Source organism: Bifidobacterium sp. UTBIF-78, from assembly GCF_006408945.1.
Classification (GTDB): domain Bacteria; phylum Actinomycetota; class Actinomycetes; order Actinomycetales; family Bifidobacteriaceae; genus Bifidobacterium; species Bifidobacterium myosotis.
The window spans coordinates 22,246-35,106 of the sequence record NZ_JFAO01000032.1 but is presented as its reverse complement, the minus strand read 5'-3'; the positions used below and the strand labels follow the sequence as shown (position 1 = coordinate 35,106).

The window sequence follows — 12,861 nt, the reverse complement described above, 5'->3', positions numbered from 1 at the left end:
CCGTGACGGCCGGTGCGGTGAGCGATTCGGGTTTGGCCACGGATATCGCCTTTGTTTCGGCGGATGACCGTAATGTTTTGGATTACGCCCGTTCCGCCAAGGACATCATGCGGGAGACGGTGAAGAACATTGATGGTGATGCGGGTGCCGATCCGTTGAATACGGCGATGGGCTGGGTGAAGTCGGACGGTGCGTCCGATGGTTCCACTGCGTCCGTTATCAATACCGACAAGCAGGATGAGAAGCTGACGGCGTTCCTTGATGGTATCGACTATGCTATCCGTCAGAGCATGGGACAGGAGAATACCCCGACCGTGGGGAATCGGTACTCGGGCGGGAATGCGTTGCTGCCCAACCTGAAGCCGGCGACCGTGTACATCATCACGGATACGGACGATGACGGTAAAGCGGGAGCTCCGAGGCTCGCCGGTACTTCCGAGGTCTCGTTGAAGGGGTCCATCGTTTCGGAGACCTCCATGGAGGGGTACAGCATTCCGAACACGGTGACGGTGAAGGCGGGGCTGGATGACATCTCCATCGCGTTCACGGCGGTTGACGACAAGGACAAGCCGGTGGAGGGTCGCACGTTCACCCTTTCCGGGGGCAAGCTGTCCCAGCCGATGAAGGAGGTCTCGAAGGCGAATGGAGGGGTGATCTTCGATGATATTCCGTTCGCCTCGTCATACACGGTGACGTTGCAGAAGTTGGATGGCTCCGATAGTCAGGAGATAGTCATCAGCCCGAAGTCCACAACCACGGTGAATGGTGCCATGAATGACACCTATTACGACGTGCTGGACCACACGGATTGCTCGGGCGTGTCATGCTTCAAGGACGACGACAAGACGGACGGCAGGGGTCTCTTCTCCCCCGACAGCACGGCGACATGGCGTATCCCGGACGAGCCGAAGTCGGAGGCGAAGGACACAGGTGAATCCAAGCCCGCCGCCACAGGTGAATCCAAGTCCGCCACCTTGCCGAAGTTGATTCATGATAACATGCTGCTCCTGCTGGCGATAGCGGCGATCCTGTTGGTCGTCCTTGTCTTGGGGATTGTTATCATAATCTGCTTGGCGATCCGGTCCGCGAAGGCACACGAGCCTCGTGGGTGATGGCCGGGTTTGATGGTGGTTGGACATGGCGATGGCGATTACCGCCGTGGCCGCCACGATGCTCGGCTCGGTGGCTTTTGCCGCTGACGGCGACCCGGACAACGGTGGCAAGTAACTGAGCTTCTACAGGAAGGACACGAAATCCGCTCCTGATGAGAATGGTAAGTAGACCGTGACCGGTACGGATTATGTCTACATTGATGACGCCGTGTCTGAAGGCCGATGTCGTTGGGGTGGCCAATACCATGCAACACAGAGGAAATCGGAAGGAGTCCGCCATGACCAGCAATACCCCGGCGACCACACCCCGTGACACGGCCGATGCTGCACGACAGGACCGATTCTTCACCCTACCGGTCAATATCCTGATCTTCGCGAGCTTCATGCTGGGCCTGAGCGAGTTCGTGGTGGTCGGCATCCTGCCGGACATCGCTTCCGGGCTCGGGGTCTCCGAGGTGACGGTCGGCAATCTGGTGGCCATCTTCGCATTCGTCTATGCGCCATGCACGCCGCTTGGCTCGGCGCTGAGCGCACGCTTCCCACGCTTCGCCACCTATCTGACGCTGATGGGCGTGTTCCTGCTGGGCAACATCCTGTGCGCCTTCGCCCCCAACTATCCGGTGCTTCTGGTGGCGCGTCTGCTCATCGCGTCTGTCTCCGGCACGCTGGTGGCCATCGCAATGACGTTCGCGCCGGATGTGACGCAGGACAAATACCGTACCAAGTTCATCGCGTGGGTGTTTTCGGGCTTTTCCATCGCCTCCGTCGTGGGCGTGCCCATCGGCACGTCGATCGCCAACGTCTTCGGCTGGCGCTGGACCTTCCACATGATCAACGTGCTGACCGTGATACTGCTCATCGCCATGTTCATTGTGCTGCCGCGTAACAGCCACATCGTCAGAGTCGGCTTCCTCTCCCAGTTCCGCCTGTTCTTCGATCGGCGCATCCATCTGGGCGTGTTGGCCGTGGTGTTCGGTGCTGCGGCCAGTTACGTGTTCTACACCTATCTGACGCCAATCATGCGCGACGAGATCCACCTGCCGGAACGCTATGTCAGCCTCGGACTGGTGGTGTATGGCGTGGCCTGTCTCATCAGCAACCTGACCGCCGGCAAGCTCGCCGAGCGCGGTAGGGGAGTGGAGCCGCTCTACCATCTGCGCTGGGTGTTCCTCGTCCACGCCGTGCTGCTCGCCTCGCTGGCCGCAGCCCACTGGATTCCCGTCTACGGCGCGGTCCTGCTGGTGGCGCTTGGTCTGCTCATGTACCAGTTCAACGCATCGTCGCAGGTGCTGTACATGGACGTGGCCGCCCAATCCCATCCGGGGTCGATGAACCTCGCCTCGTCGCTCAACTCGATGTCCTTCAACATCGGCATCGCCATCGGTTCCGCGGTGGGCGGCGTGGCCAACGACGCCCTTGGCCTGACTTGGCTCGGACCGGTCGGCGCCGTCTTCGCCCTGCTCGCCATGGCGGTGACCATGGCACTGCGCCCGTATGTCGGGCAGCGTCCTGAGCGGTGAGTCGGATGGCGCGGATGATGCGGCGCGTCCTCGTCAGGTGCGCGGCGAGCCGAACCAGCCGGAGTAGATGAGATCGAAATTGCGGTTGCCGTAGCTGGAGCAGGCGTCGCCCGTGCCGTTGCCGGCGGCCAGCGCGGCCACGTTCGGCTGGTAGGGCGTATAGATGTAGAGCAACGCCGTGGCCTTGTTCTCGATATACACCTCGCTGCCGCCACACGCCTGGTTCGGATGGTACCGGATGTAGTTGAGACTGTTCGCCCGGTAGCCGTACCGGTCCTCGTTCGCCAGATAGTAGCGGTAACGTTTCGCCGCGCCATACACCTGTCTGGCGAACCCGTCATACGCCGGATCGCAGTCGGCGGTGTCCGGGCAGTTGAGGCCCATCGCCGAACGGAGCTGGAACGCGTCCGGATCGACGGCGGTCACCAGATGCTGCTCCTTCTGCAGCACGGTGAGCAGCACCTTCTGACTGACGCCGCAGGCCGCGCCGGCACGGGCGATGATGGCCGCCGCCGACTGTCCGCGCGCGCCGGCGAAGTCCTCGCACAGGCCTTCACCCGATTCGCTTGCGGTATCGAACGTCATGGTGGCAAGGGAGCCGCCTTGGGCGTCAAGAAACGATTGCACCTCGGCCTCGCTCATCGCGGAACCGTTGAAGAACTGGCCGTCCGAAATGATGTTGCCGGGGTTGAACCCATAGGTCTTCGCCATCTCCAGCTGGGCCTTCTCGGCGGCGATGACCGCGCCGCGCCAACGTACGAAACGCACCGCCGCGATGACGAGCGCGACGACGGCGATGACCGTCACCGCGGGGATGAGCACCATCCTCAGTCGCGTGCGCCAGTTCGCGCGGCGCCACGCACGGGCCAGCGGACCGGCTTTACGGCGGCGACGCGATGATTTCGGTCGTGAAGTTTGTCGCCGTTTCCGCACGGTTCCGGCGTTCCCGGTACGGGTCGCGCGGGCCTTGCCTTGCCGGGAGGCCGCCGTTGACTGCTTCCGCTTTCCGGCGGACGACGAGCCGGTACCGCCTCCATGCCCGCGTCCGCTCACGCCAGCGCTTTCCTGATGCGGTTGAGCGAGACCGGCCCCTTGGTGCCGATCTCCTGCGCCCAGAGACTCACATAGAACTCCTCGAGCATCCAGCGTGCCTGCTCTGCCTGACGCATCAGCGCCTCATGACGCGGCCCCGCCGGTTCGCCCTTGGCGTGGGTGAGGGCCTTGTCTACGAGCTGCTTGGCCTCGTCAGCCTGCCATGCCCATTTCACATCGCGGTTCTTGTCCATCTTCGCCTTGGACAGTCGGCTCAGGTCGGCCTTGAGATACCGTCCGATCGACGTGAGCTCGTCCGGGGGAGTACGCCCGATGAATCCGGGATAGACCAGCGTGGCGATATGCTCGCGAATCGACTGCAGCACCGACAGCATCGGCAGGTCGGCCTTGCCGGACGTGGCTTTGTCCACCTCGGCATAGGCCTTGAGGATGCCGATGACGTCGCGCGCCACCTGATAGACAGTGTCCTCGTAGACCTCGCGCACGTCCAGCACGGCGTTGGCCAACGCCTCGTCGCTGCCGAGCGAGTCCACCTTCGGCAACAGCCGCTTGACGGCGGCCAGCTGAAGGTCCTCGACCAGGTCCTTGGTGGACTTGTACGGGGCGGATGCCAGCATCAGCGCCTCGGCGCCCAGCCAGCGCGAGGAGATGCGTTCGGCCGGCAGCCTCAACGCATCCAACGCGCCACGCCAGAGCATCGTGGCCCGCGACTCCGTGGTGGCGCCGGCCTTGTGCAGCAGATTCGCCTGTTGCACAAGCTTGCCCTGCGCGCCGGCCTGATCGGCCTGCCTGCGCACCATCTGCCGTGCCGAGGCCTCGGCCTGCTCGGCGAACCGGCGCTGTAGCGCCTTGAGGTCCTTGGACGTGCCCAACACCTTGATGGCGCCGCGGTCATGACGCCGTCCGCGCTGGTTGCGCCCGCCGGGCAGCTGCTGTTCCACCGAGAAGGTGACCTTGAGATACGGCGACAGACGTTCGATGAGCTCCGGGCCCAGCACTTCGGGATGAATCTGCGCCCCCACGGTGGCGATGGCGGCCTTGGTGAACACATGGGCGAGATCGGGCCATCCGGTGGCGTCGCCGTTCTCGTCCGCCGGCGGCAGGTTCGGCCGCTGACGATCGCCGGAGCCGGGCAGGTCGGGGTAATGCTCGTCGATCCAATCGCGGATTGCGCGCGCGGCGTCCGGGGCGGGCACGAACTGGACGCGCAACTGCTTCGGTAGCGCCTTGATCATCGCCAGAATCAGCTCGTCCAGCAGACCCGGCACATTCCATGTGAACTGCTCGGCGCTGATGCGCGACAGCGCCTTCAGCGGCACATGCACGGTCACGCCGTCGGCCGGATCGGCCGGGTCGTACACGTAGCTCAGCCTCAGGTCTATGGGCTGGCCGTCCGAGCCCATCGTATGCCAGTGGTCCGGGTAGTCGTCCAGACTCACCGCATCGCTGGAGGCCAGACGCTCCACCTTCGACGGGTCGAACGTGAGCAGGTCCGGATGCGCCTCATGCTCGCCCTTCCACCATTTGGCCAGATCGGCCACGGACGTGACGTCGGACGGGATCACGGCATTGTAGAAGTCGAACAGATCCTCGTCGGACACGGTGTCCGCAAGCTGTCGGGTGCGGCTCGCGTCGTCGGCGGCGTCCTCGAGGATATCCCGGTTGGCGCCGACGAAGTCGTCATAGCTGAACCGTTGCTGGATATCGCCCTCGACCAGACCCTGGCGGATGAGGAAATCACGCGCCTCGAGCGGGTTGATGCGCCCCCACTGCACGGTACGGTCCTGCACGATCGGCAGACCGTAGAGCAGCACGCGGGCCGTGGCCACGGCCGAGCCGCGCGAGCCGGACCAGTGCGGCTCGGCGTATGTGGTGCGCGTGAGCTGGCCGGCCAGCGGTTCGGCCCACGCCGGATCGATGGCCGCCGAATACCGGGCCCACAGGCGGGAGGTCTCCACGAGCTCCGTGCTCATCACCCACGAGGGCGTCTTCTTGGCCACGGCCGAGGCCGGGAACAACGCGAAATGCGTGCCGCGCGCACCCTGATACTCGTTCTTCGACTGCTTCTGGGCTCGCTTCAGGGCGCGGGCGCGTGCCGCACCGGACAGGCCGGCGAAATCGGAGGCCTTGGGTTCGCGCACCACCTGCATGCCCATCATCGACAGCAGGCCCGCGAGCATCGACTTGTGGATGCCGTCCGCATCCCATGCGCAGCACAGCGAATGCGCCGCCTGCTGGTTCAACGGTAGCTGACGCACCTCCAGACCCGGACGGGTGGATGGCAGCGGGTCGCCCACGTTGAACTTGAGCTCCTTGCACATTTGGCGCAGTTGGGAGACCAGATCCTTCCACTGGCGCATCCTGAGCCAGCTGAAATACTCGGTCTTGCAGATGCGCCTGAGCGCGGTGTTGCTCGGATCGCCGTCGGCCTGGAACACGCGGTCCCAGATGTTGAGCGCGGTCAGGTAGTCGCTGGTCTCGTCCGCATAGCGGTTGTGGATGCGATCGGCCTCGTCGCGCTTGTCGTCGGGACGTTCGCGCGGGTCCTGCAGGCTCAGGAAGGAGACCACGACCAGCACGGCCGCCAGCGTGTTGGGGGAGGCGGTGCGCGCCGCCTCGACCACCATGCGTCCCAGACGCACGTCGATCGGGATGCGCGCCAGCTGCCGTCCGATATGGGTGAGCGTCACCTCGCCGCGTTTGCGGCCGATGGCCTTGAGCTCGGTGAGCTCGTTGAAGCCGTCCGAGACGGCCTTCATGTCCGGCGGGTCGATGAAACCGAAGTCGGTGACGTCCTCGGCGGTGCGGGCCACGCCCACCGACAGCATGTGGAGGACCACCGCGCCCAGCGAGGTCCTCAGGATTTCCGGCTCGGTGAAGCGCGGACGGGTCTCGTAGTCCTCACGCGAATACAGGCGGATCGCGATGCCGTCGGCCACACGGCCGCATCGGCCGGACCTCTGGTCGGCGCTGGCCTGGCTGATTGGCTCGATGGGAAGCCTCTGGACCTTCGCGGTCTTCGAATAGCGGGAGATGCGGGCGGTGCCCGGGTCGACCACATATCGGATGCCCGGCACGGTCAGCGACGTCTCGGCCACGTTCGTGGCGATGACGATGCGCTGGTGCACATGCGACTCGAACACCTTGTGCTGGTCCGCGGCGGACAGTCGCGCGAACAGCGGCATGATCTCGATGGCGTCCGGCCGGCGCATGTCCTCCGCCCGCGGACCGTAATGGTGGCGCAGCGCAGCCTCGAACTCGTGGATGTCGCGCTCGCCGGAGGCGAAGACCAGAATGTCGCGCGGGCCGCGCTCGTGCGAGGAGTGGATGACGAGTTCGGCGCAGGCGCGGGCCACGGCGGTGGGCATGTCCGTGATGCCGTCGTCGGCGTAATCGGCGTTGTCCCGGCCACGACGCGGCCGGTCGGTGTCCGATTCGGCGATGGCGTTGGCCAGCTCCTCGTAGTCGGCGTCGCCGGGCCGGGCGCCCACGGCGAACCCCGGCACCTCGCGCATGAGCGCCGGTGCGGTGCCCAGCGGCTCGTACACCACTTGGACGGGGAACGTGCGGCCGGACACCTCGATCACCGGCACCTTCTCGTGCAGCGCGTGCTCGAAATGCTCCTTGAACTTCACCGAATCGATGGTCGCGGAGGTGATGACGAGCTTCAGATCGCGGCGCTTGGGCAGCAGGGCCGTCAGATAACCGAGGAGGAAGTCGATGTTGAGGCTGCGCTCGTGGGCCTCGTCGATGATGATCGTGTCGTATTTGGACAGCGTGGGGTCGCGCTGGATCTGGGCCAGCAGGATGCCGTCGGTGACCACCCTCAGGCGGGTATTCGGCGAGCTTTCGTCGGTGAACCGCACCTGATAGCCCACCTCGTCGCCGAGGCGCACGCCCATTTCGGCGGCGATGCGTTCGGCCACCGTGCGGGCCGCGATGCGCCTCGGCTGGGTGTGCACAATCTGACGGCCGTGCGTGCCGCGGCCGAGCTCGAGCAGGATCTTCGGCAGCTGCGTGGTCTTTCCGGAGCCGGTCTGGCCCGAAACGATGACCACCTGCGAGTGTTGTACCGCGTCGGCTATCTCATGGCGCGCGGCGGAAACCGGAAGTTCAGAGGGATACTCAAATTTCATGACGGATTTCTATGATACGGAAGCCCTTGGAGCTCGCGTATTTGCCCACCGTGAAGTCGTCGCCCAACGCCTCGTCCAACCAGGGGATCAGTGAATCGGAGCCGAGATTGCGTTGCACCACGAGATACGCCGCTCCGCCCTTCCTGAGCCTCGGCAGCCAGGTCATGAGCAGCGTGTGCAGCGCCTCCTTGCCGATGCGGATGGGCGGGTTCGACCAGATCGTGTCGAAGGTGAGATCCCCGGGCATCGTGGAGGCGAAGGCCGGCTGCGCGTCGTCTGGCAGGGGCGCGCCGGATTCGTCCGTTAGCGCCGTGCGGATATTGGCGCGGCCGTTGGCCTGGGCGTTCGCATGGGTCAGGTCGAGCGCCCGCTCGTTGACGTCCACGGCCCACACCGTGGCCTCCGGCGACTCGAAGGACAGGGCCAGGGCCACGGGCCCCCATCCGCATCCCAGATCCAGGAACTCGCCCGTCAGCGGCGGCTCCGGGGCTTGCCTGAGCAGTACGGATGTGCCCAGATCCACGCGGTTGGCGGAGAACACGCCGTTCGAGACCTGCACATCCGCCTCATGGCCGCGCAGCGTCACATGCATCGTGCGGCGGACGTCCTTGGACGAGGGGTCGGCGGAGAAATACTGTTCTGCCATGTCTGCTCCTATTCCGCGGGGTTCGCCGCGTGTGGTTCGTCGTTTCCTGCATGCCTGCGCCGGCATGTCACCTCACCTGATGATAATAAAGTGCCATAGATGAATCGTGAACCTTCGACCCGACCGAGGCGCCCTTGACCGACCGCAACCAGCGTAATCAGTACACCGACATCAATCCCACCGAACCCGACGCCGCGTTGTCCGGCGTATTGGCCGATCAGTCCGAGGTGCTGCTCGATGACGGGCGGCGCGCCGACGGCTGGCATGAGGATGCCAATCAGGAATGGGAGGAGCGCGAGGCCCGTAACGAGCTCAAGCATGTGGCGGGCCTCGGCGAGCTCCAGGACGTCACCGAGGTCGAATACCGCAAGGTGCGCCTCGAACGCGTGGTGCTGGTGGGGGTGTGGTCCTCGGCCGAGACGACGCAGGCCAAGGCGGAGGAGTCTCTCAGGGAGCTTGCGGCGCTCGCCGAAACCGCCGGCGCCGTGGTGTGCGACGGCTTGCTGCAGCATCGCCTCAAGCCGGATGCGGCCACCTACGTGGGTTCCGGCAAGGCGCGCGAGATCGCGGACATCGTGGCGCGGGAGGAGGCCGACACCATCATCGTGGACGACGATCTGGCACCTTCGCAGCGCCGTGCCTTGGAGGACACGGCCAAGGTGAAGGTGGTGGACCGCACCGCCGTGATCCTCGACATCTTCGCCCAGCATGCCACCTCGCGCGAGGGCAAGGCTCAGGTGGAGCTCGCGCAGCTCGAATACATGCTGCCCCGTCTGCGCGGTTGGGGTGGGTCGCTGTCCCGTCAGGCAGGCGGACGCGCGGCCGGCGCGGATGCGGGCATCGGCTCCCGTGGCCCCGGTGAGACCAAGATCGAGATGGATCGTCGCGTGATCCGCACGCGCATCGCCCGTCTGCGCCGGCAGATCCGTGAGATGGCCCCCGCTCGCGAGATCAAACGTGGTTCGCGCCGTAGGTTCGGCCTTCCCACGGTCGCGGTGGTGGGGTATACGAACGCGGGCAAATCGTCGCTGACCAACCGGCTGACCGGTTCGCGAGAGCTGGTCGAGAACGCGCTGTTCGCCACGCTGGACACGGCCGTGCGGCGAGCCAGGACGCGCGACGGGCGCCTCTACGCCTATGTCGATACGGTCGGTTTCGTGCGGCGCCTGCCCACCCAGTTGATCGAGGCGTTCAAGTCCACGCTGGAGGAGGTGGCCGAGGCGGACGTGATTCTGCATGTGGTGGACGGGTCGCATCCCGATCCCTTCTCGCAGATCAGCGCCGTCAACGATGTGCTTGCGGACATCGAGGGAACCGCCTCGATTCCACGCGTGCTGGTCTTCAACAAGGCCGATCAGGTGGACCGGGCCACACGTGAGCGACTGGCCTCGCTGGAGCCCGAGGCCCATATCGTCTCCGCGTTCAGCGGTGAGGGGTTGGACGGGCTGCGCGACGCCGTGGAGTCGCTGCTGCCGGTGCCGCATGTGCACGTCAACGCGCTGCTGCCGTACACGGCCGGCTCGCTGCTGTCCCGCGTGCGCGAATACGGCATGGTGACCAAGGTGGAGTACCGTGACGACGGCGTGATGCTCGAGGCCGACGTCGATTCGCATCTGGCGGCGCAGGTGGTCGAGCGGTCCATCGGATAGCGGTCGGCGGCGATGAGACGGCCGGAGACGGTTGATCGGTGGCGGTTGGTCGGTAGGGGTTGGTCGATGGGGCGCATACGATCCCGGTTGCGGGAGTCACGCGATTGTCTGCGGTCGTCGGAGCATTGGAGGAACATTCGGTGTGAACGTTTCCTCTGCGGGCAGGCCTGTTGCGGGGGTGGAAAGTGAGGTAAATCACACTTTATGTGTGAGCGCTAACAATCCTTATGGAATATGGGTTTTGGGCATAAAAAGCGGTCTATCCGGCATGTGGAAACGTCTCGCTGGGCTTATAAAGTGAAGTCGTAATCGATCAGGCCTGCCACTTATGCAGACCGCCTTTGAAGAGAGGTTTACCTATCATGGCGGAAACTACCGTTAAGCCCACGAAGCTTGCTATTATCGGTGCCGGTGCCGTTGGTTCCACCCTTGCTTTCGCTGCCGCCCAGCGTGGCATCGCCCGCGAGATCGTGCTCGAGGACATCGCCAAGGAGCGCGTGGAGGCCGAGGTGCTTGATATGCAGCACGGCTCCAGCTTCTACCCGACCGTTTCCATCGACGGCTCCGACGATCCCGAGATCTGCCGCGACGCCGACATGATCGTCATCACCGCCGGCCCGCGTCAGAAGCCGGGTCAGTCCCGTCTGGAGCTCGTCGGCGCCACGGTGAAGATCCTGCAGGCCATCATTCCAGGCCTCGTCAAGGTTGCTCCGAACGCCATCTACATGCTGATCACCAACCCGGTTGATATCGCCACCCACGTTGCCCAGAAGATCTCCGGCCTGCCCGAGAACCAGGTCTTCGGCTCCGGCACCAACCTCGACTCCGCCCGTCTGCGCTTCCTGATCGCGCAGCAGACCGGCGTCAACGTCAAGAACGTTCACGCCTACATCGCCGGCGAGCACGGTGATTCCGAGGTCCCGCTGTGGGCTTCCGCCACCATCGGTGGCGTTCCGATGTGCGACTGGACCCCGCTGCCGGGCCACGAGCCGCTGGATGCCGCCAAGCGCGAGGAAATCCACCAGGAAGTCAAGAACGCCGCCTACAAGATCATTAACGGTAAGGGCGCCACCAACTACGCCATCGGCATGTCCGGCGTGGACATCGTCGAGGCCGTCCTGCACGACACCAACCGCATCCTGCCGGTGTCCTCCATGCTCAAGGACTTCCACGGCATCTCCGACATCTGCATGTCCGTGCCGACCCTGCTCAACCGTACCGGCGTCAACACCGCCATCAACACCCCGGTCTCCGACAAGGAGCTCGCCGCTCTGAAGCGCTCCGCCGAGACGCTGAAGGAAACCGCCGCCAAGTTCGGCTTCTGATGAAGCCGTCGTCACGCATGGCGTTGACTGCGTGACGGTTCGTTCCTCATTGATGGTGAGGGCCTCGATTTCGATGATCGACGCCCTCACCATTTTTGTTAAGTCCTGTTCAATCGACTGGTGCAGACGAGGCGAGTCTGGTGAGTTGGCTTCCCTGAGGGGCCAACTCACCCAGAACTTACGCTGATGAATCCAAGTCAATTCTGGTGTAACAGAGCCTTGTTATACAGGCGACGAGGCCGTCACCACTGGCGGACGATATGACCTGCGTCGTGACCGTTCGTGGTGCGCATGAGCCGTCGTCGTGCGCGTTCAGCGGATGCGTTTGGCGGATGTGCCCGGTTGGATGTGTTCAGCGGATGTGCTCAGTGGGCGTGTTCGGCGGCAGTGGGCTGATGCATCTCGGCGTCGGAAGGGGAACGATACCCTTCCGGTTCGAGTTGGAAGGTGGTGTGGGGCACCGAGACGGGGAAGTGTTCGCGCAGGCAGTCCTGGAGCTGTTCGAGAATTGTCGAAGCCTGTTCCATGGTCAGACCCTTGTCCACGACGATATGCGCCATGAGAATCGGCATGCCGGTGGACACCGTGCTGGCATGCAGGTCATGCACCGCGACCACATGGGGCACGCTTTCGAGATGAGCCCGCACGGCGTCCAGATCAAGACCTTTCGGTGTCTCCTCAAGCAGCACACGAACCGCGTTGTGCAGCAGCTTGATGGCGCGGGGAATCATCAGCAATGCAATGACCGCGCCGGCGACCGCATCGAATCCACTCCACCCGGTGGACAGCATCACCAGAGCCGAGGTCACCACCGCAACCGAGCCGAGCGCGTCGTTCATGACCTCCAAAAACGCCGCCTTCATATTCATGTTGTCCTCGCGCTGCGAGGCAAGGATGAAGATTGAGATGACGTTCGCCGCAAGTCCTAGTATGCCGACGAACAGCAGCAGGTTCACGTCCTCGACGTCGTTCGCGGACCCGCCGAACAGACGCATGCCGGCTTCGACCAAGGCGTAGATGCCGACAATCATCAGTACGAGCGCCCCTACCGCCGCGGTCAGCACCTCAAGTCGCGCCCAGCCCCAGGTTCGTGTGTTGCTTGGCTTGCGGCGCATGAGTATGGCGGTAATCGTCGAGGCGATCAGCACCGACATGTCGGTGAGCATGTGACCGGCATCGACCAGCAGCGCCAGAGATCCGGTGAGGAAGGACGCCGCCACTTCGACCAGAAACACCGTTCCCGTCACCGATAACGTGGCCATGAGCCTGCGCTGATGGGCGCGCGGGTCGTTGGCTGCTGCTGGGGTTGCATGGGTATGGGACATCGTGTATTGCGATCCTTTCCGGTTTTCAGTTGAAACCGCTTCTCAATACCATTCGCGGTATGGTCCGGATACGACGAAACCCCGGCTTGCGGCCG

At 64.2% G+C, this 12,861-nt stretch carries 8 protein-coding genes; 4 read left to right on the top strand and 4 right to left on the bottom strand.

What is annotated here, in order from left to right; genetic code table 11:
* The first annotated feature begins 2 nt into the window (after positions 1-2).
* Both BG22_RS07830 and BG22_RS07825 read left to right on the top strand, forming a co-directional pair.
* The gene (locus BG22_RS07830; protein WP_140494646.1) at positions 3-1,112 is read left to right on the top strand and encodes a hypothetical protein; all 1,110 of its coding nucleotides are present in this window, start codon (positions 3-5) and stop codon (positions 1,110-1,112) included.
* Positions 1,113-1,390: 278 nt separating this feature from the next.
* Positions 1,391-2,632: an MFS transporter gene (locus tag BG22_RS07825; RefSeq protein ID WP_140494644.1), complete on the top strand. Its 1,242-nt coding sequence runs from the start codon at positions 1,391-1,393 to the stop codon at positions 2,630-2,632.
* Between the two features lie 33 nt (positions 2,633-2,665).
* Here BG22_RS07825 and BG22_RS07820 read toward each other — a convergent pair whose 3' ends face one another.
* The 3 genes from BG22_RS07820 to BG22_RS07810 all read right to left on the bottom strand — a co-directional run bounded on the left by BG22_RS07820 (position 2,666) and on the right by BG22_RS07810 (position 8,467).
* Positions 2,666-3,457 (bottom strand): hemagglutinin, encoded by a 792-nt coding sequence (locus BG22_RS07820; protein ID WP_140494643.1) that lies wholly within the window; start codon positions 3,455-3,457, stop codon positions 2,666-2,668.
* Between the two features lie 224 nt (positions 3,458-3,681).
* Entirely contained in the window at positions 3,682-7,821 is a 4,140-nt protein-coding gene (locus BG22_RS07815) for a DUF3418 domain-containing protein (protein WP_140494641.1), read from the bottom strand.
* Positions 7,811-8,467: a class I SAM-dependent methyltransferase gene (locus BG22_RS07810; RefSeq protein ID WP_094668216.1), complete on the bottom strand. Its 657-nt coding sequence runs from the start codon at positions 8,465-8,467 to the stop codon at positions 7,811-7,813. The genes BG22_RS07815 and BG22_RS07810 overlap by 11 nt, the downstream gene beginning before the upstream one ends.
* Before the next feature lie 170 nt (positions 8,468-8,637).
* On the opposite strand from BG22_RS07810, the gene hflX reads away from it, so the two are divergent.
* On the top strand, positions 8,638-10,116 hold the full coding sequence (hflX, locus tag BG22_RS07800) for a GTPase HflX (RefSeq protein ID WP_094668240.1): 1,479 nt from the start codon (positions 8,638-8,640) through the stop codon (positions 10,114-10,116).
* A 362-nt stretch (positions 10,117-10,478) separates the two neighbouring features.
* Positions 10,479-11,441 (top strand): L-lactate dehydrogenase, encoded by a 963-nt coding sequence (locus tag BG22_RS07795; RefSeq protein WP_094668217.1) that lies wholly within the window; start codon positions 10,479-10,481, stop codon positions 11,439-11,441.
* A gap of 365 nt (positions 11,442-11,806) precedes the next feature.
* Here BG22_RS07795 and BG22_RS07790 read toward each other — a convergent pair whose 3' ends face one another.
* Entirely contained in the window at positions 11,807-12,766 is a 960-nt protein-coding gene (locus tag BG22_RS07790; protein WP_094668218.1) for a cation diffusion facilitator family transporter, read from the bottom strand.
* Positions 12,767-12,861: the final 95 nt, after the last annotated feature.